This is a genomic window from Rhodococcus sp. 5A-K4 (assembly GCF_046097995.1).
Taxonomy (GTDB): domain Bacteria; phylum Actinomycetota; class Actinomycetes; order Mycobacteriales; family Mycobacteriaceae; genus Rhodococcus_F; species Rhodococcus_F erythropolis.
On sequence record NZ_JBJURM010000004.1, the window covers coordinates 302,643 to 320,902 of the forward strand.

At 63.2% G+C, this 18,260-nt stretch carries 18 protein-coding genes; 7 read left to right on the forward strand and 11 right to left on the reverse strand.

Features of this window, described 5'->3' with window-relative positions; all coding sequences use genetic code 11:
- Position 1 precedes the first annotated feature (1 nt).
- Positions 2–1,360, forward strand: coding sequence for a protein kinase domain-containing protein (locus ACKAMS_RS08165; RefSeq protein ID WP_020905625.1), 1,359 nt, complete (start codon positions 2–4; stop codon positions 1,358–1,360).
- Complete coding sequence (pknB, locus tag ACKAMS_RS08170) at positions 1,357–3,282, forward strand: Stk1 family PASTA domain-containing Ser/Thr kinase (RefSeq protein ID WP_019746231.1); 1,926 nt, start codon at positions 1,357–1,359, stop codon at positions 3,280–3,282. Before ACKAMS_RS08165 ends, pknB begins: the two co-directional genes overlap by 4 nt.
- Positions 3,283–3,339: 57 nt before the next feature.
- Here pknB and ACKAMS_RS08175 read toward each other — a convergent pair whose 3' ends face one another.
- On the reverse strand, positions 3,340–4,005 hold the full coding sequence (locus tag ACKAMS_RS08175; RefSeq protein ID WP_003942537.1) for an aminodeoxychorismate/anthranilate synthase component II: 666 nt from the start codon (positions 4,003–4,005) through the stop codon (positions 3,340–3,342).
- 22 nt (positions 4,006–4,027) lie between these two features.
- A complete protein-coding gene (locus ACKAMS_RS08180) occupies positions 4,028–4,741 on the reverse strand; it encodes a DUF881 domain-containing protein (protein WP_020905624.1) in 714 nt (237 codons plus the stop codon).
- A gap of 102 nt (positions 4,742–4,843) precedes the next feature.
- Between ACKAMS_RS08180 and crgA the strand changes: the two genes are divergently transcribed.
- A complete protein-coding gene (gene crgA / locus ACKAMS_RS08185) occupies positions 4,844–5,107 on the forward strand; it encodes a cell division protein CrgA (RefSeq protein WP_019746229.1) in 264 nt (87 codons plus the stop codon).
- 107 nt (positions 5,108–5,214) lie between these two features.
- A complete protein-coding gene (locus ACKAMS_RS08190; protein ID WP_020905623.1) occupies positions 5,215–5,706 on the forward strand; it encodes a PH domain-containing protein in 492 nt (163 codons plus the stop codon).
- A gap of 8 nt (positions 5,707–5,714) precedes the next feature.
- Here the strand turns inward: ACKAMS_RS08190 and ACKAMS_RS08195 are convergent, their stop codons facing one another.
- The gene (locus ACKAMS_RS08195; protein WP_084325582.1) at positions 5,715–6,563 is read right to left on the reverse strand and encodes a TauD/TfdA family dioxygenase; all 849 of its coding nucleotides are present in this window, start codon (positions 6,561–6,563) and stop codon (positions 5,715–5,717) included.
- 122 nt (positions 6,564–6,685) lie between these two features.
- On the reverse strand, positions 6,686–8,053 hold the full coding sequence (locus ACKAMS_RS08200; protein WP_024487653.1) for an FAD-binding oxidoreductase: 1,368 nt from the start codon (positions 8,051–8,053) through the stop codon (positions 6,686–6,688).
- Positions 8,054–8,179: 126 nt separating this feature from the next.
- On the opposite strand from ACKAMS_RS08200, the gene ACKAMS_RS08205 reads away from it, so the two are divergent.
- Entirely contained in the window at positions 8,180–10,045 is a 1,866-nt protein-coding gene (locus tag ACKAMS_RS08205; RefSeq protein ID WP_397510583.1) for a helix-turn-helix domain-containing protein, read from the forward strand.
- Here ACKAMS_RS08205 and ACKAMS_RS08210 read toward each other — a convergent pair.
- Complete coding sequence (locus ACKAMS_RS08210) at positions 10,036–11,379, reverse strand: MFS transporter (protein WP_408988853.1); 1,344 nt, start codon at positions 11,377–11,379, stop codon at positions 10,036–10,038. The genes ACKAMS_RS08205 and ACKAMS_RS08210 overlap by 10 nt on opposite strands.
- 304 nt (positions 11,380–11,683) lie before the next feature.
- On the opposite strand from ACKAMS_RS08210, the gene ACKAMS_RS08215 reads away from it, so the two are divergent.
- Positions 11,684–12,211, forward strand: a complete 528-nt coding sequence (locus ACKAMS_RS08215; RefSeq protein WP_021332617.1) for a lipoprotein LpqH — start codon at positions 11,684–11,686, stop codon at positions 12,209–12,211.
- A gap of 31 nt (positions 12,212–12,242) precedes the next feature.
- Here ACKAMS_RS08215 and ACKAMS_RS08220 read toward each other — a convergent pair whose 3' ends face one another.
- The 5 genes from ACKAMS_RS08220 to ACKAMS_RS08240 all read right to left on the reverse strand — a co-directional run bounded on the left by ACKAMS_RS08220 (position 12,243) and on the right by ACKAMS_RS08240 (position 16,302).
- Complete coding sequence (locus ACKAMS_RS08220; protein WP_031332619.1) at positions 12,243–13,187, reverse strand: rhomboid family intramembrane serine protease; 945 nt, start codon at positions 13,185–13,187, stop codon at positions 12,243–12,245.
- A 17-nt stretch (positions 13,188–13,204) separates the two neighbouring features.
- On the reverse strand, positions 13,205–13,732 hold the full coding sequence (locus ACKAMS_RS08225; RefSeq protein WP_007729190.1) for a peptidylprolyl isomerase: 528 nt from the start codon (positions 13,730–13,732) through the stop codon (positions 13,205–13,207).
- A gap of 69 nt (positions 13,733–13,801) precedes the next feature.
- On the reverse strand, positions 13,802–14,584 hold the full coding sequence (locus tag ACKAMS_RS08230; protein WP_020967986.1) for a siderophore-interacting protein: 783 nt from the start codon (positions 14,582–14,584) through the stop codon (positions 13,802–13,804).
- 42 nt (positions 14,585–14,626) lie between these two features.
- Positions 14,627–15,601 carry an ABC transporter substrate-binding protein gene (locus tag ACKAMS_RS08235; protein WP_408988854.1) on the reverse strand — a complete coding sequence of 325 codons (975 nt, stop codon included), beginning with the start codon at positions 15,599–15,601 and terminating at the stop codon, positions 14,627–14,629.
- A gap of 59 nt (positions 15,602–15,660) precedes the next feature.
- The gene (locus ACKAMS_RS08240; RefSeq protein WP_020967984.1) at positions 15,661–16,302 is read right to left on the reverse strand and encodes a TetR/AcrR family transcriptional regulator; all 642 of its coding nucleotides are present in this window, start codon (positions 16,300–16,302) and stop codon (positions 15,661–15,663) included.
- Between the two features lie 66 nt (positions 16,303–16,368).
- Here ACKAMS_RS08240 and ACKAMS_RS08245 point away from each other — a divergent pair, with 66 nt between their 5' ends.
- Positions 16,369–16,821 (forward strand): hypothetical protein, encoded by a 453-nt coding sequence (locus tag ACKAMS_RS08245; RefSeq protein ID WP_408988855.1) that lies wholly within the window; start codon positions 16,369–16,371, stop codon positions 16,819–16,821.
- Positions 16,822–16,878: 57 nt separating this feature from the next.
- Here the strand turns inward: ACKAMS_RS08245 and ACKAMS_RS08250 are convergent, their stop codons facing one another.
- Positions 16,879–18,156 (reverse strand): lipase family protein, encoded by a 1,278-nt coding sequence (locus tag ACKAMS_RS08250; protein ID WP_030536713.1) that lies wholly within the window; start codon positions 18,154–18,156, stop codon positions 16,879–16,881.
- Positions 18,157–18,260 lie beyond the last annotated feature (104 nt).

Genomic DNA, 18,260 nt, shown 5'->3' on the forward strand with positions numbered 1-18,260 from the left:
CGTGGCGTTGAACAACGGCGCTTTGATCGCCGATCGTTACCGATTGATCCGTCTCATCGCCACCGGTGGGATGGGTCAGGTGTGGGAAGCCACCGACTCCCGGCTCAACCGTCGCGTCGCCGTCAAGGTACTCAAGTCCGAGTTCTCTTCCGATCCGGAGTTCTTGGAGCGCTTCCGCTTCGAGGCCCGCACCACCGCACAGCTCAACCATCCCGGTATCGCCGGAATCTACGACTACGGCGAGACCCGTGACAGCTCGGGCGATTCCACGGCGTACCTGGTGATGGAACTCGTCAACGGTGAGCCGCTCAACGCCGTCCTGGCACGCGTCGGCCGCCTGGCGGTTCCGCATGCCCTCGACATGCTCGAGCAGACCGGCCGCGCCCTGCAGGTCGCACACGACGCCGGTGTCGTGCACCGCGACGTGAAGCCGGGCAACATCCTCATCACGCCGACGGGCCAGGTGAAGATCACGGACTTCGGCATCGCCAAGGCCGTCGAGAACTCGCCCGTCACGCGTACGGGAATGGTGATGGGCACCGCCCAGTACATCGCGCCCGAGCAGGCTCTCGGTCAGGACGCGACCGCGGCGAGTGACGTGTACTCGCTGGGAATCGTCGGATACGAAGCACTTTCGGGTCGACGCCCGTTCACCGGTGACGGCGCGCTGACCGTCGCGATGAAGCACGTGCAGGAAACCCCGGCGCCGATGCCGGCCGACCTGCCGGCGAACATCCGCGAGCTCATCGACATCACGTTGACCAAGGATCCGGCCGGCCGTTACGCCAGTGGCGGTGAGTTCGCCGACGCCGTTGCAGCCGTTCGGGCAGGGAGGCGTCCACCGCCGCCCGGTCTGCTCGCCACCGGTGCCGCGAGCGCGTTGCCGGCTACGGGTGCCACGCAGGTCATGCCGCCGACGTACGCGGGCCCGGTGACGGGCGCAGCTGTTGCGGACGACGCGGCAGCCGGCGGAATGACCAGTGGGCAGAAGGCCGTCGCATGGGCCGGCGGCGGATTGATCTTGTTGGCGTTGATCATCGGCGGAGTCTGGATCGCGACCGACGGTCCGAGCGACCCGACGCCGCCCGTCGTCACGTCCACGACATTGCCGACCACCACGACGACCAAGCCCACCACGACGACGACTCGGCCGACGACGACGACCACCGAGCCGACAACAACGACGACTCGGCCGACGACAACCACGACCGAGCCGACAACCACCACGACAACTCCGACCACGACAACAACAACTCCGACGACCACAACCACCACCACGACGACAACGACGACCACAACGACCACTGAGCCGTTGGCGGATCCCGGAGACGCTGAAGAACCGCTAGGACAAGACCAATGACGACACCCCGCAATCTCTCCTCCCGCTACGAGCTGGGTGAGATTCTCGGCTTCGGCGGAATGTCCGAGGTTCACCTGGCGCGCGACCTCCGACTCAGCCGCGACGTCGCGATCAAGGTGCTGCGTGCAGACCTCGCGCGCGATCCCACGTTCTACTTGCGGTTCCGTCGTGAGGCGCAGAACGCTGCCGCGCTGAACCATCCGGCGATCGTGGCCGTCTACGACACCGGTGAAGCCGAGACCGACGCCGGACCGCTGCCGTACATCGTCATGGAGTACGTCGACGGCGACACGTTGCGTGACATCGTGCGCAGCACCGGGCCGATGACTCCGCGCAAGGCGATGGAAGTGATCGCGGACGTCTGTGCCGCTTTGGACTTCAGCCACCGCAACGGCATCGTGCACCGCGACGTCAAGCCCGCCAACATCATGATCAACCGTGCCGGCGCCGTGAAGGTGATGGACTTCGGTATCGCCCGTGCCATTTCCGACGCGTCGAGCCCGATGACGCAGACGGCCGCCGTGATCGGCACCGCTCAGTACCTTTCGCCGGAGCAGGCGCGAGGTGAGCAGGTGGACGCACGTTCGGACGTCTACTCGCTCGGTTGTGTGCTGTTCGAAATTCTGACGGGCGAGCCGCCGTTCAAGGGTGATTCACCGGTCGCCGTGGCGTACCAGCATGTTCGTGAGGATCCGCAGACGCCGTCGGAGATCAATCCCGACATTCCGCGCGAGCTGGATTCGATCATTCTCAAGGCGATGAGCAAGAACCCGGCCAACCGCTACCAGAGCGCCGGCGACATGCGCAGCGACTTGGTACGCGTTCTGGGCGGTCAGCGTCCGAGTGCGCCGATGGTGATGAACGACGAGGACCGCACCACCATCCTCGGCGCCGTCGGCTCCGACACCGGGAACTACCGCACTGCTCCTGATCCGGTCGAGCCGGTTCCTGCACGGACAACTCGCGCTGCCGAGCCGCCTGCCAAGAAGAAGGGCGGACGCTACGCCCTGATGGGCATCGCGGCGCTTCTGGTGATCGGACTGGTGACGTTCTTCCTCATTCGGGTGAACTCGCCGAAGGTCGAGATGGTGACCGTTCCGGGTGACCTCACCAACCAGCCCGCTGATGTCGCCGAGGCGACGCTGACCAACGCCGGATTCCAAGTGGAGCGTCAGCAGAAGACGGACAAGGTGATCGCTGCGGGAAACGTCATCACGACGCGTCCGGTTGCCGGGGTGCGCATCGAGAAGGGGAGCACCGTCACCATCGACGTGTCCACCGGCCCCGAGCAGGTCGCGATCCCTCGCCTGACCGGCCTGAGCCAGGACGACGCCGAGAAGAAGCTCAACTCCGTCGGACTCCGACTTGATCCGACCATCGGCAAGGCCGCGTCGACCATTGCCGAGGTCGACAAGATCGTCAATCAGGATCCGGCCGTCGGAGTGTCGGTTGTTCTCGATTCCGCGGTCTCGATCACCGTCGGCACCGGTCCGGAGCAGGTTCGGGTCCCGGATGTGACCGGTCAGCGTGAAGAGGTGGCGAGGCCCAACATCGAAGGTGCCGGGTTCGTCGTCCAGATCACGGAGATCGATTCGGGACTGCCGAAGGGACAGGTCGTTTCGACCGATCCGACCGGCGGCACGTCGGCCACCAAGGGTTCGACCGTGACGCTGCGGGTTTCCAACGGCAACCAGGTCGCGATGCCTGATCTGACCAACAAGACGGTGTCCGAGGCGTTGACCACGCTTCGCGCAGCCGGCTGGGCGGGAACTGCTTCGCAGCTGGTGCAGAACCAGAGCACGACGCTCACCCCGGAGATGGTGGGCAAGATCGTCTCGCAGACGCAGCCTCCGGGCTCGGAGATCTCCAAGGACGCGGTCATCACCGTCAGCGTCGGAGCGCTCGGAATCCCCGGCCGCTAGCAAACTGAAAAAGTGCCTCCCGGAGATTTCCGGGAGGCACTTTTTTGTGGACAGGTGTCAGAGAATTGCGGGCAATGCGCCACCGAGCGCCGACGCGACCTCGGCCTCGAGGGCTGCGACGAGCCCTTCCGGGGGCGCCTCACCGCAGACTGCGAGCCAGTTCGCGAGCATCCGGTGCCCACCCTGAGTGAGTACGGACTCTGGGTGGAACTGGACGCCGTGAATCGGCAGTTCGCGGTGACGCATCGCCATCACGACGCCGCTCTCGGTGTGTGCGGTCACCTCGAGTTCCTCGGGAATGGTGTCCTCGAGAACCGTCAGCGAGTGGTAGCGGGTAGCGGTGAACGGATCGGGCAGCCCGGCCAGGACGCCGACGTCCTTGTGGTGAACCAGACTCGTCTTGCCGTGAAGCAGTTCGGGCGCGCGGTCGACGGTTCCGCCGAAAGCCGCGCCGATCGCCTGATGTCCGAGGCAGACGCCGAGCAGCGGGGTCTTGGTGTCGGCGCAGACCTTCACCAGATCCATCGTCGCTCCCGCGCGCTGCGGAGTTCCGGGGCCAGGGCTCAGGAGAATGCCGTCGAACTGCGCTACTGCACCCTCGAGGTCTGCCGTCAGTTGTGGATCGTCGTTGCGCCAGACCACGGCTTCGGTTCCGAGCTGGCCGAGGTACTGCACCAGGTTGAACACAAAGCTGTCGTAGTTGTCGACGACGAGAATCCTCATGAGAGCAGGGTAAACGCCCGTGCTATCCGCCGGTATAGGCGGGGACCGTGATCTGCGACGGTGTCGCCTGCGTGTACCCGAGGCCGAAGCGGGTCGCGTACTGCTTGTAGATCCGAATGCCCGGTTCGGCAGCGAGTGCCGCCTCGAGGCGCGCAACATCGCCGATCGCGCTCATCACGTACGGCGGGCTGTAGGTACGGCCGTGAAGAAGGAGGGTGTTTCCGATGCACCGCGGCGCCGACGTACTGATGATCCGTTGGTCCTGCATGCCCACCGCTTCGGCCCCGCCGGCCCACAGTGCGTTCAGCACGCTCTGGACGTCCTGCTGATGCACGACGAGGTCGTCCGGGGTGGCGTCGACCGGATACTTGCCTTCGGCGTTGCGCGGGGCGTCCGTCATGGTGACCACGACGCCGGGGCCGGTCATCTCCGTCAGTCCCGCATCGGCGGAGATGTTCTTGATGTCACCGAGAGCGGCGGCCACGCCGGCGTCGGACCGAGCGGCGTCTTCCTGCAACGAATCGAGCTGAGCGGCAAGTTCGTCCCGGTCGGCCGAAACTTTTTCGGCATTGGCCTGGGCGCTGCGGACCAGATCGGAGAGCCTGGTGCTTTCGGTGACCTGAAGCTGGTTTTCCTCGGCGGATCTCTGCGCCGTGGCAACCATCAGACCGGCTACCAGGCAGACGGCAAGTACACCGATGTGCCAGACAGTTCGTGAAGATTCACCCGAAGACACGTGGCTCCTCCCGGATTGTGCAGGTCGGCCGGTGACCAACTGGACACAGCTACGTTAGCGTGTAGGTAACACATGCAGGTCACACCGTAGAGCGAGGACGCCATGCCCAAGTCGAAGGTCCGTAAGAAGAACGACTACACAGTCAACCCAGCAAACCGCACTCCGGTGAAGGTGAAGATGGGTCCATCGAGCACGTTGTACGTCTCCGTGATGCTCGGATTCATGCTTCTCGGCCTGGCGTGGCTGATTGTGTACTACTTGGCCGCGGATTCGATCACGTGGATGAACGACTTGGGAAACTATAACTTCCTCGTCGGCTTCGGCTTCATGGTTGTGGGCCTTGTGATGACCATGAGATGGCGCTGACCAGCGATTATCTGATTCGACTCGGAGCGTGACCGTCTTTCAATTACATGGGTGTCATTCATCCCCATTGTGGATAACTCCTGTGGACAACCTAGGAAGTTATCCACATGCTCGAGGATGAATTTCATCCACAGCCTCGTGACAACGCCACAGAGGTCGTCTCGTGGGCCACTCCGATGGGTGTTGTCTACGCGATGTTCGGCGGCGGAATTGCCCTCGCGATCGCCTCGATAATCGCGCCCACGGAGCCTGCCGGACGCTTCCTGCTCGCCCTCGCGGTGATCGGGCTGTTCGTGATGGGCGGCCTCGCCCTGCGTCAGCGCCCCCGCCTGGCGGTGATCGACAACGCAGGAACCAAGTCGATCGCGGTGCAGCGATTGCGCGCCCGCCACACGTTCACCCGCGAACAGATCGACCGCGTGCGTCTCGTCCGCTACCCGCGTCTGGGTCGACGCGTGCCGATGCTCGAGATCGACATCGTCGACCGGCCCACCGACACGGAGAAGCTGTTGATCTTCGGACGCTGGGATCTCGGTACGACGCCGGAGGACGTCCTGGACGTGCTTACCGTCCACGGTTTGGTGCCGCCCGAGAAGTAGGCGCGGGGTTACCCAGCCAGCGCCGCGAGGTCCGGCTGCACGATGTCGAGAGCCTGCTGCGGCACCGCGACTGCGTCGCTCGACCATCCCCAGATCGAGTACAGCTCACGGCCGGGGTCGGTGTACCCGTCGCGGCCGTGAAGCACCCGGTAGTTGTCGATGCAGATCATCTCGCCGGCTTCGGCACGGAACATCGGCCCGCTGTCTCGCACGTGAATCACGGCCTCACTCCACTGCTTCACCAGCGGCCACTGCGCTTCTTCCGATTCGCCGGCGATCGGCGCGAGGTACGGGTGGTACCGAACCTGGTTGCGTCCACTTGGCACCGTCCGGGCGATCGGCGCAAATGTGTTCTGCGGGAAGTTCGGTTCCGAATGGTCGATGTCTGTGCTCCAACAGAATTCGGCCAGCTCCGCTGTTGCGGGATCGAAGGCGAGCAATCGCGTCAGTTTGACCGCGTCGATGAGAAACGAGTCGCCCCCACTCGGGTACGCCGGGCGCTTGCACCACAGAAACAGGTAATCGGGAGCGTAATCGCCGAAAGCGAAGCCGTCGTTGTGGGCGGTCATCCGCTCGCCGGAGATACCGAACGAGCGCTTGCGCCCGCGTTCGTCCACCGGTTGGGTGTCGACGACAGCGGCTTCGGCATCCTGACTTTTGGCGCTCGCCTCGAACTGGCGGCCGACGCGAATGCACTTCTCACCGAGCAACTTCGACGCGAAAGCAATGGCATCTTCCTCGGTGTGCAGCCCACCGAAGACCGCGGCGCCGTCCAGCGCGATTGCCGCCCGGACGGCCTCGACCGTGTCCACGCGCCGCGGAACAACACTTGCCAGCGTCAAATCGGAAGAGAACATTAATCACTCCATACGTCGAGTTCGCCAAACGGTTCAACTCGAGCGTAGGAACTCGTCATTTCGACGGCGTAACCCCGGAAACCGATTCGGTTACGGAGCCAGCCTTCAGATCACCCAGCCTTTCAAATCACCTTGCCCGGGTTCATGATTCCGTGAGGGTCGAGTGCGCCCTTGATTGCATGATGCATCGCGACGACGGCCGGTGACAGTTCCTGTGCCAGGCCACCCATCTTCAGTAGGCCGACGCCGTGTTCACCGGTGACGGTTCCGCCCAACTCGAGGGCATTGTCGATGATCTCGGCAAAAGCCGCCTGAGCACGCCTCCGCGCCGCTTCGTCGTCATGTGGCGTGATCAGCAGCGGATGCAGGTTGCCGTCACCCGCGTGCGCGATGTTCGCGATGTGCGTGTCGTGACGGGCCGAAATGGCCTCGATCCGTGCCAACATCTCCGGGACCGCTGCCTTGGGGACACAGATGTCCTCGGTGAGCACCGGGCCGAGCCGCTCGAGGGCGGGGTACGCCAGACGCCGGGCGGAGAACAGGGCGTCGGCTTCCTCCTGGTCGGTGGATCTGGCACTCCAGGTTGCCCCGGACCGGTTGAAACAGGCCAACATTCGCTCGGCTTCGGCGTCGCCGATCTCACCAGGTGTGTCGATGCGGCCGAGCAGGACCACCTCGGCGTCGGCCGAGAGGCCCATGTTCTTCCAGGCGTCGACGGCAAGCAGGCACTGTCGATCGATCAACTCGAGGGCCGACGGCGTGAGACCGTCCGCGGCGACGGCTTCGACTGCCTTGCCCGCAGCAACGATGGAGTCGAAGTATCCGACGATGGTGCGCTCGGGATCGCGCTGAGGACGTAGCTTGACGGTCACCTCGGTGATCACCCCGAGAGTGCCTTCGGAGCCGACCATGAGCGCGGAGAGATCAAACCCAGCCACTCCCTTGGCAGTTCGACGCCCGAGCCGAACCAGCTCACCGGTTCCGGTAACCACCTGCATGCCCAGCACGTAGTCCTTGGTGACGCCGTACTTGACGCAACACAGGCCCCCGGCATTGGTCGCGACGTTGCCGCCGATCGTCGACCAGGGTGCGCTCGCCGGATCGGGCGGATACCAGAGGCCGTGCTCGGCGCACGCGTCGCGGAGGTGATCGTTGACCACTCCGGGTTCGACCACGGCCAAACGCTCGAGGGTGTTGATCTCCTTGATGGCGTTCATCGCGTCGAAGGCGATCACGACGCCGCCGGCGACTGCGTTGGCTCCACCCGACAGACCGGTGCCGGCGCCGCGCGTGACGACGGGCGCACCGTGGGCGATGCACGCCTGCACAACTGTCTGTACCTGCTCGGCTGTGCGCGGACGGACCACGGCGACGGGCATCTCGTAGGGAGCCCACTCGGCGTCGTCGTGGATGTAGCTCGCCATGATGTCGGGGTCGGTGATCAGTCGATCCGCATCGATCTGCGAGCCGAGCGCCTCGAGGAGTGTCATGCCTCCACGATAGTGACGGCGGCTACACCACCCCATGTAGATTTACTCCGAGAAACCGGAAACCGTATGGACATTCTCTCCATACTCATCGTTGGCCTGACAAGTTGGCCTGACAAGGGAGTGCGGATGCACGAGAACTGGCTACAGCTTCTCCTGGCCGAGGCATCCACCGAGGAACTGATCGAACACCGCGATCAGTTGGCCGCCGGGTCAGGCCCCGAGGTCGCAGCCGAGATCGAGCGAGAAGCCCGATCCGCACTCCAACTGCGAAGTCTCCTGGCTCAGCGCCGACAACGTGCCACCGAACTGGGCGCGCTCAACGATATCGCGTCACTGCTGACCACGATGCACGATCACCACGCCCTTCTGCAGGAGATCGTGGATCAGGCCAAACGGCTACTCGGCGTAGACCTTTCGTACCTTGCTCTCATTCACGACGACATCTTGATCATCGAAGTCACGAGCGGGGCGTATACGTCGCAACTGCTCGGCCTGACGGTTCCGTTCCGTGAAGGCCTCATCGGTCGCGTGGTCGAGAACTCCTCTCCTGCTTGGTCTCCCGATTACCGCAACGATCCCTCGTTTGCGCACATCGGGCCCGCCGACGACGCAGCGCGAGCCGAGAACATGCGCGGCCTGTTGGCCGTGCCGCTGACATTGAACGGCAAGATCCTGGGTGCCCTCTGCGCGTGCAAGCGTCAGGAGCGTCGATTCGGCAACGAGGAAGTTGCGTTGCTGTCCGCCCTCGCAGCTCATGCCTCGGTAGCCATCGAGAATGCCCGCTCTCTCGAACGCTATCGCGCGACGGTTGCAGAAGTGAATGCAGCGAACACCGAACTTGCCGAGCGCACAGCACTTCTCGAACAGACCCTGACCTGGGACCGATCGCTCACACAAGTTGTCCTGCGCGGCGGCGGTGTTCGCGAACTCGTGGAAGAAACCTCCGCGTCGACGGGTTCACCGGTGTTTTTCGTGACCGGAACGTCGGAGATCCCACCGGGACTGCAACGGGTGAGCGAGAGCGTGCATCGGGTCTTCGACATCTTTGCCGCTGACAGACGCGAGCAGGAGGTGACGCTCATCGTCGGTGAGCAGTTCCTGTTCGCCACCGAAGTACGCAGTGCCGGTGACCAACTCGGAGTTCTGTTCCTACTCTCGCGTCATGAACCCACCGCCGCCATGAGGTTGGCACTCGAAAGGTCAGCCCCGGCCATTGCGCTTGCCCTGGTAGGCGAACGGGCGGCCAGGGAAGCCACTCGCCGAGCACGCGACGCATTTCTGGTCGATCTGATCACCAGGCCAGCGCCGACGCCGGCCGAAGTCACCGGTCAGTTCCGCCTGGCCGGACTCAACCCCGACCGCTCGTACACCGTCGTGGTGGCCCGCCCGGCCGACGCCGTAGACCGTACGCGTCGCAGTATCGAGGAAATTGCATTACCGTCAGGAACTGTTGTTGCCGAGCATGGTTCACGGGTCATCGCTCTGATTCCGGGAATGTCACCAGTAGAGGTTGCGGCGGCGTGGGTGCAGCCGGCGGAGAACCCGACAGTGGGAATCGCCGATCCTGCGGTGGGAGCGGAAGGTCTGGCGCGAGCCTATGTCGAGGCACAACACACCGTCGACGTCCTCGAGACTCTCGGGCGTGCCTCCCACGTGGAACCGGCAAGTTCCCTCGGCATTTACCGAATTCTCCTCAGCCGCACCGGCCGCGAAGAACTCGAAGCGCTGACGCTGCGGTCCCTCGGTCCTCTCCTCGAGGAGGAGCAACGACGCGGCGTTCCGCTCTTGGACACCCTCGCGTCGTACCTGTCACACAATTGCAAGCATTCTGCGACCGCCGCCGCGCTCGCGATTCACGCCAACACTCTGTATCAACGCCTCGAATCGATCGACCGGTTGATCGGCACCCAGTGGCGTCAGCCGGACCAGGCGCTCGATCTTGCGCTCCTGATCCGGCTGCGTGCCAGTGCGGGGAAACTCGGTCAGATCTGAGCGGTCTTGCTCGATCGCTTGGCCAGCGCCACCACAAGAATTGCGGCACAGAGCATCACGGCGCCCACCACCCACAGGCCTGCCTTGGCATTTCCGGTCACATCGGTGAGCCAGCCGGTGAGGTACGGAGCACCGAAGCCCGACGCATTGCCGATCGAGTTGATCATGGCGATACCCGCGGCCGCGCTGGCACCCGTCAGGAACGTGGTGGGCAGGTACCAGAAGACGGGGAGCGCACAGAGGACACCGACAGCGGTGAGCGAGACCGCGATCATGACGGTGAACGGCGAATCCAGATACAGCGCAATCGGAATGGATACCGCACCCAGGAGCGTCGGGGCAGCAACGTGCCACATTCGTTCACCGGTCTTGTCGGAATGGCGGCTCCACAGCACCATCGCGACAGCGCCGATCGCGTAGGGGACGGCCACGATCAGGCCTGTCTCGACGAGCGAGAAATCGGTGTTGAACGTCTGCTTGAATCCCGCGACGATGCTGGGCAGGAAGAAGCTCAAAGCGTAAAGGCCGTACGTGATTCCGAAGTAGACCAGACCGAAACCGATGACGCGGGGATCACGCAGGGTTTTGCCGGCCGACTGGTGACCGGCGTCGCCGAGTTCTTTCTCCTCGTCGGCCATTGACTTCATCAGCCAGGTGCGCTCCTCGAGGGTCAACCACTTCGCGTCGGCGGGACGGTCGGTGAGGTAGAACCAGACGACAAACGCCAAGATCACGGCGGGCAGACCCTCGATCAGGTACATCACGCGCCATCCGGCCAACCCGAACAGGCCGTCGCCGTACTGGATGATGGCAGCCGAGAGCGGGGCACCGAGCGCCGACGAGAGCGGAAGTGTCAGCAGGAACAAGCCCATCAGGCGTACGCGGTACTTCTTCGGGAACCAGAAGGTCAGGTAGAGAAGAACTCCGGGGAAGAAGCCGGCCTCGGCGATTCCCAGCAGAATGCGGAGGAAATAGAGGCTGCCCACGTTGGGCACGAATGCCAGCGCAGCGGCGAGGATGCCCCAGGTGAGCATGATCCGCGCGATCCACAGCCGGGCGCCGAAGCGGTGCAGGGCCAGGTTGCTCGGCACCTCGAACAGCAGATAGCCGACAAAGAAGAGACCGGAGGCAAGGCCGAACATCGTCTCGGTCATCCCGAGGTCGGCGCTCATGGTGAGCTTCGCGAAGGCGATGTTCGTACGATCCAGATAGTTCACGAAATAGAGCAGGATCAGGAAGGGAATCAGCCGGCGCGCTACCTTCTTCACCACGCGAGATTCGATCTCGCTCGGCGCAACCCCACCGTCAGTGGTGGTGCTATCGGTGGAGGTCATGGCAGGGGTACTCCTCGGAAAAGGTCAGCGTTGCTATCTACGAAGTGACTCAAGCCACAGTAGAAGCACCACCGAGCCCAACCTATGTGGACAATCTCTACAGAAGCCGTCCCTGCATGTGCATTTACTCCCAACGATCCGGCGAATGACCCGCAGCAGCCTGACGAACGTCCCTGAACAGTCGAAGGCGACAAACCCGCCTGAGCTGGGGGTTTAGCGCTACGAGCACCGAGTCACTGGCTAGTGTTATCGGCGAAATAGCCAGAGCAAGTGCGGGCGCACCGCGTGACTTGAAGGACAGAACATGACGAAGATGGTTCGGACCACGATGACCCGCCGGTCCTCCACCGCAGTCGCTGCCACCATCGCGGCGGTCGCACTATTCGCCTCCGCCTGCGGCAGCGACTCCGACAAGACCGACTCCGACAAGAGCGCTGCCGGCGCCTCGTCCGCTACATCCTCGGCCACCGTCGGAGGGAAGACGCTCGACGCCAAATTCGAGACGAAGTGCGCAAAGGACGGCGGCACGACAGTTATGACACTGCTCGACGCGGAAAATGCCACCTACGGCATGTTGACCGTCTCAGCCATCATCGATGAATCCGGCACGGTTCAGACTGCTGGAATCGCCGGAAGCGAGGGTGGATCGAACGGTCTGCCGTACACCGCCGGATTCGCGCCGGGTCTGCCTGGCGGATCTGCCAGTGCCAAGCAGGACGGCAATACCTTCGTGGTGACGGGCGAGGGAATCGGCGCCCGGGACAAGGGCAACCCGATGGAGACGTCGAGCTTCGAGATCACGTTCGCCTGCGAGTCCATCATCGGCGGCTGATCCATAGAACGGCTGGGCCCTAGGATTCTTGCTAGCTGATTCCCAGCTGTTCGCGCAGTTGGACGACGCGGAGCACGATGACTCCCAACGTCACCACGGTGACGGCACCAAAAGCGATCCAGCCGATCCGCACTGCTTTCACGCGGTTCTCACCGGCGCCCAACCACTGTGGGGCGTACAGGAATGCAGCGGCCGTTGCGGCACCTGCCACCAGACCTCCCGCGTGACCCCAGAACGAGATCCCGGGCAGCGAAATGCTGATGATCACATTGATCGCGATCACCGAGATGATCGGGACCGGGCTTCGACGCAAACGCAGTAGAAGGACGGCCTGTGCGCCCATGATGCCGAAGATTGCACCCGACGCTCCAGCGGTCCAGGACAGGGCCGTGAGCGAGGAGAACACCGGCTGGAACGCCATCACCGAGGCGGAACCGCCGAGGAGCGAAACCAGGTAGATGCCGATGTACCGGGAGCGGCCCATCACGATTTCGGTGTCGCGCCCCAGGATGTAGAGGGCGTACATGTTGACCGCGAGGTGCAAGATGCCGAAGTGCAAGAACCCGGAGCCGATGAGCCGGAACCAGTCACCGCTGGCGACCAGACCCGGATTGAGTGCCCAGTTCGCGAAGATCGACGAGCCGACCTGATTGTTCATGATGCTTCGCGACTGCGCGAAGGTGGCGAGGAACGCCAGGACGTTGAGCCCCATCAAGGTGTACGTCACGATCGGGACCGCGCGGGCGGGGCTCACGGTGTTTCCGGCGACGCCCCGAACGGGGCGGACATCGCGTTGGCCGGCAGCTACACAGTCAACGCATTGGTATCCCACCGCCGCCTCGCGGAGGCAGTCCGGGCACGCCGGACGTCCACAACGATTGCAGGAAAGTGCGGTGGGTCGATCTGGATGGCGGACGCACCGCGGTTGGGGCGGGATGCCCTCACTCGCACCGCCGCCCCAACCGGGGTTCGTCATCTGCTTGTTTTACCTGTTCAGGAGATGGTGATGCTGTTGATCACGACGGGCTCGACCGGACGATCGCCACGATCGACGGCGGTGGAGGAGATAGCGTCGACAACCTTCTTGGAATCGTCGTCGAGAACCTCACCGAAGATGGTGTGGCGACGGTTCAGGTGCGGCGTCGGGCCGGTGGTGATGAAGAACTGCGAGCCGTTGGTTCCCGGGCCTGCGTTGGCCATGGCCAGCAGGTAGGAGCGGTCGAACTGCAGTTCCGGGTGGAACTCGTCACCGAACTTGTAGCCCGGGCCGCCGGTGCCGGTTCCGGTGGGGTCGCCACCCTGGATCATGAAGCCGTCGATGACGCGGTGGAAGATGGCACCGTCGTAGAACGGGCCGGTCTTGGTGCCGGCGGCGTTTGCGGTGGTGTACTCCTTCGAGCCGTCGGCGAGGCCGACGAAGTTCTCGACGGTCTTCGGCGCATGGTTGCCGAACAGAGCGATCTTGATGTCGCCGCGGTTCGTGTGCAGCGTTGCGGTTGCGGTCTGATGAGTTGAAGTCACACCACCATCGTGCCATTGCCGGCGTTCTCGCGGATGTGAGCCTGCCAATTCCGTGCGACGGGGCATGCGTCACTGCAGTTCGATGTCGGCGGCAACGACCGGATCGGAAATGTCGATTCCGTCCGCAGCTGCGCGTTGGTACAGCCGGTACAGAGCATGATCGAACTCGTCGCGCGTTCGCCCCGCCGACCAGTACGGCAATGCGACAATCCGGGACGACGGTAGGCCGTTTTCGATCGCTTGGTTGCGCAAGCGGGCGACACAGCTTTTCTCTCCGCCGATCCACAACATTGTCGATTCTGTCTGCGCCTTGGTCCGATCGACTATGTCCACCCACTCGATATCAGGGAATCCGTGCTCGCCTGACGGACCCGTGAAACTGTGTATTCGGACTTGTTCGGCGAGTTTCGTCAAGGATCCGACAGCAGGGCGCGCAGATCTGTCGCCGACTGCAACGACGTCAGTGACGCCCGGAACAAGGACGAGTTCGTGTTTGAATCCGATCACCCCAACGCGACTGCCTACGCCCGTCCGGTTGAGCCACCAATCCGGTTTCCCGAGATCTATGACATCGAACGTGATCCTACGATCGCCAGGATTGAAATCGATTGCTGTGTAGGAACGCCCGATCGGACGCCGGGGGTCGGCCTCCCAACTGGGAACCGCGAGTTTGTCCGACCCCAAGGTGGGGAGCATCATCTCGTCCGCCGGCTCCCGAGGCACGAACAACTTGAACACCGGCGCCGCCCCACGAACGCTCAGGTTTCCGAACTCGCTCGACTGCAACACAACTCGAACGGTGTCGTCCGTTCGCTGTTCAACCTCAGCAATCGAGGCAACGGTCATGACCATGCCCGCAGGTAACCGGGATTCTCTCGCCCTGTCCACGCTCGACTAACCCAACTGTCCCAACGCGGTACCCAGGTTTCCCGGCAGCCACGTCTTTCCAAGTACACCCGCATTGTTGATCGCCTCACCCTGCGCATCACTGAGCCATACGACGCGGGATTTCAGATTCGACTCCCAGAAAGGCGATTGTTCGAGGTTCGCGATGGAATCCCGTGGTGACGGCATCAGAAGTACCGCTTCACCGTCGACGTCACCCGCGGTCTCACCCGAATACGTCACCGGAGTTCCCGTCGATTCCACCGCGGCTTGGTCCTCCGCCGGCTTCATTCCGAAGAGGCGCAGTATGTTTCCGCCTGATCCCAACGAAATCTGCTCCTTGTAGTAGAGCCCGAATGAGTACGGCCGCTTCGCAAGTCCTGGGTTCGACTCAGCCACACCCGTAAATTCGTCGACTGCCGAGGTGATCAACTCGCCACCCTGCTCGGATTTGCCCATCGCATCCGCGACCTGCTGAACGCCGACTCTCCAATCGTTGTCTGCGTCCTGCATGTCAAATATCAAAGTGGGAGCGATCGTTCGGAGCCGCTCCAACGTGGCGGGCTCGGTGAAAACCGGCCAGGCAGGCGCGATGATGAGATCCGGTTCGACCGCAAGCATCCGCTCGAAATTCACTTGCCCTGCATAGATGTCAGCCAAGGACTCGTCGAGCGCTTCGTTTCCCACGTAGTCCGCCAGATAGGGAAGCTTGTCGATGTTGGTCACGCTCGCGGCCACGGGGTGCGATCCCAGCGCCACGACGTTCTCGAACGCCGGGTTCCCCAAGGTCACGATCCGTTCAGGTGCCGACTCGATGATCACGTCTCCGGATTCCGTGCTCACGGTCACCGGATAGCTTCCGCTCGCTGCGGGACTTCCGTCAGCGTCCGGGTTCGTGTTCGGTGACGAACATCCAGCGAGCGCGAGCACTAACGCGGCCCCGGCCGCGCCGAGGAATCTTGGCCTCCACCTGTGTCTATTCATAATTGCCACAGTAGCAATAATTAATGTGGGTTGCCTTACCTTCCTATCCCGGAAGGGCATCAGTGATCCGAAATGTGAGTCCAAGAAGCGTCAGGAGTTGGAACGACCGTAGGAACGAGGCCGGAATCGATCATCTTTTCGGCACCGACAAGGAAGGCGTCGAGCGTCCAGGAAACAACAGCCGAGAGAGTCTCAGGCTTCGGATACTGCGAATCCGGGTAACGATTGCGCGCCGGTGTATGCAGTGCCGCCGACATGATCAGTGTCCGAGAGCCGAGCAAATGTGCTGTTGCACGGTCAAATTCAGGCTTCCGTAGAAGTACCTCATTCATGATTCGCTCGAACTGCGCCAGAGTGCCCTCTTCGTAAGGCCCTCGAAGCACGTAGTCCTCGAGCCCAGGCGTGGCAGTCACGAGTTCAGCGAACCGCTGACCTAGCGTCCGAAGGTAGTCCTGCCAGGACTTCGAATCCGAATCCAATTGCAGACGTCCGAAAGCTCTCGCACACGCCAACGAGTAGAGACGATCGGTCGAGTCGACGTGATGGCGAATCGTCGCAGCGGAAACGCCCAGGACCTGTGCGACCTCCGCCCGCGTCAGGCGGTCCAAACCCACCCGTTCCGCTGCATCGAGAATCTCCTCTGTCGACGTAATCGCAGGTCGGCCTGGGCTTCGACGGGACCGTGCAGGGGAGGTCGACATTCATCCATCGTAAGTCCGATCTGCGACCGACCTACCCCGGTACAGCCCTTGTGGCAAAGTGAAGTCATGACACGAGTGACCGAGTCCCTCAGCACGCAGTTGCCCGACACCTTCGATCACGCGCGCGCCCGCGTCGAGGACACCTTCGACGAGACTGCCGCCTACCTCGAAGAGACAGCGGCTCGTATCAAGGAATCCGAGGCAGCCGACAACGCTCGCCGTATCGCCGCGGTGGTCGCCACATCGGTCGCTCGCGGCGCCGGGCAGGTCGGGTCGTTCCTGGGTCGTCAGGGCAAGGTCCTCGCCAAGAAGGGCGTCGAGCGCGCAAAGGCTATCCCCACGAAGTCCGCGGAACGCACCGAGAAGCCTCGCGGCCGCAAGCGCGTCGCCGTGTTCGTCATCACCGGTGTCGCGGTGATCGGTGGCGCGGTGTTCTTCAAGAGCCGCCGACGCGAGCATCCGCCGGTCGCTTCCGCACCCCCTCGGCTCGAAGAGAACTCGGCCGAGAAGACCGCTTAGTCGACACACGAAAAGCCCCGGAACAGATTGTGTTCCGGGGCTTTTCGATGTTCACGTTCAGCAGTTGGACGGTGCCGGGACGTTGTTGAAGCGATCGATCATGTACCCGACGGATTCGGGTGTACCCACCAGGTACGGCGTCGCATGATTGATTGCCATGCCCGGAATGATCGGGGGCAGTTCGTTGACGGAGAACTGCACCGTCGCGCCCTTGCCGCACCAGTCACGGGCCAGTTGCTGTCCCTGGCCGAACGGAACGATGTCATCGGAGCGGCCATGCTGAATGAGCACGGGCGACTCCGGCGTCAGCTTGCCGATCTTCTGCTCGTCGAGGATTGCCTGCGCCATGGGTAGACGCGCAAGAACTGCGGAGAGTGATTCACCGGAATTGGTGAAGCTCGACGACTGCTGGAAGCCGAACTGCAATCCACTTTCGGCGACGCACTGGTTCTTGGTGGCGGCCAACATCTGTCGGCCGCGATCGTTGATCTCGGCGTCGAGCAGCGGCTGAACCTCGGGGTACTGCGCAAGGATCCCGTTGAGCGCGTAGCCGATCACTCCGGTGAGGAACGTGCCGTCGACCTGCTGCAGCGTCGCCGCCAGATCGGCGGGCGGTGCACCTGCGTACGTGCCCTTGAGGTCAAGCTCGGGAGCATACGACGGCTTCAATTCCGTTGCGGCAGCGGCAGCTCCACCACCTTGCGAGTAACCCCACAGTCCGACGGGGCCGTCGGCGGGAATGCTCGTGTTCGGGAGCTGCTGAGCCGCACGCACCGAGTCCAGAACCGCGTGCGCTTCGGCTTCACGGTTGACGTAGGTGTGGTCGCCAGGAGTTCCGAGGCCTTCGTAATCGGTGACTACGACGGCGATGCCGTTGAGCAGCAACGTGTTCACCCAGATGGACTCGTAGCCGACCATGACGTCCGTCGGGAACTGGTACTCGATACCGGTGTTGAACAGTTTGGACGGTGCGCATTGATCGCCCTGCCCATGCGTTCCTACCGCTGCGGCAACCAGTGGACGCGCCCCCTGCCCGGTCCACGGGTTCGACGGTTCGAGGTAGGTCCCCGTCACGGCAACGGGAGCACCCTTGGCGTCCTCGCTTCGGTACATGATCTTGGTGGCGGTTGCCGGCCACGCACCGTTCGATCCGGGCACGCTCAGCAGCAGTGGTGACGGCTCACTCTTGATGAGATCTCCGTTGGCACCTGCCGGAAGCTCCGACGGCGGCGTGTAGAAATCCGCCGGCTCCGCCATTGCGGCAGGGGCCGTCACAGCACCCATGACCAGTGCCGCGACGGAAACCCCGGCCGCCCACCATGCTCTGCTCTTCACGTTTCGATCTCCCCACGCTCGCTTGCGCTGTGGCTTGGCACACAGCGACCGCAGAGTAACACATACCTCACGTAACACTTTTTCGTGAGGTTTTCGCCTTAACA

Bases quoted from the DNA above. Each gene is read 5' to 3' on its own strand.
- pknB (WP_019746231.1), top strand. From the start codon at position 1,357: ATGACGACACCCCGCAATCTCTCCTCCCGCTACGAGCTGGGTGAGATT.
- ACKAMS_RS08175 (WP_003942537.1), bottom strand. From the start codon at position 4,005: ATGAGGATTCTCGTCGTCGACAACTACGACAGCTTTGTGTTCAACCTG.
- crgA (WP_019746229.1), top strand. From the start codon at position 4,844: ATGCCCAAGTCGAAGGTCCGTAAGAAGAACGACTACACAGTCAACCCA.
- ACKAMS_RS08190 (WP_020905623.1), top strand. From the start codon at position 5,215: ATGCTCGAGGATGAATTTCATCCACAGCCTCGTGACAACGCCACAGAG.
- ACKAMS_RS08195 (WP_084325582.1), bottom strand. From the start codon at position 6,563: ATGTTCTCTTCCGATTTGACGCTGGCAAGTGTTGTTCCGCGGCGCGTG.
- ACKAMS_RS08200 (WP_024487653.1), bottom strand. From the start codon at position 8,053: ATGACACTCCTCGAGGCGCTCGGCTCGCAGATCGATGCGGATCGACTG.
- ACKAMS_RS08205 (WP_397510583.1), top strand. From the start codon at position 8,180: ATGCACGAGAACTGGCTACAGCTTCTCCTGGCCGAGGCATCCACCGAG.
- ACKAMS_RS08210 (WP_408988853.1), bottom strand. From the start codon at position 11,379: ATGACCTCCACCGATAGCACCACCACTGACGGTGGGGTTGCGCCGAGC.
- ACKAMS_RS08215 (WP_021332617.1), top strand. From the start codon at position 11,684: ATGACGAAGATGGTTCGGACCACGATGACCCGCCGGTCCTCCACCGCA.
- ACKAMS_RS08220 (WP_031332619.1), bottom strand. From the start codon at position 13,187: ATGACGAACCCCGGTTGGGGCGGCGGTGCGAGTGAGGGCATCCCGCCC.
- ACKAMS_RS08230 (WP_020967986.1), bottom strand. From the start codon at position 14,584: ATGGTCATGACCGTTGCCTCGATTGCTGAGGTTGAACAGCGAACGGAC.
- ACKAMS_RS08235 (WP_408988854.1), bottom strand. From the start codon at position 15,601: ATGAATAGACACAGGTGGAGGCCAAGATTCCTCGGCGCGGCCGGGGCC.
- ACKAMS_RS08240 (WP_020967984.1), bottom strand. From the start codon at position 16,302: ATGTCGACCTCCCCTGCACGGTCCCGTCGAAGCCCAGGCCGACCTGCG.
- ACKAMS_RS08245 (WP_408988855.1), top strand. From the start codon at position 16,369: ATGACACGAGTGACCGAGTCCCTCAGCACGCAGTTGCCCGACACCTTC.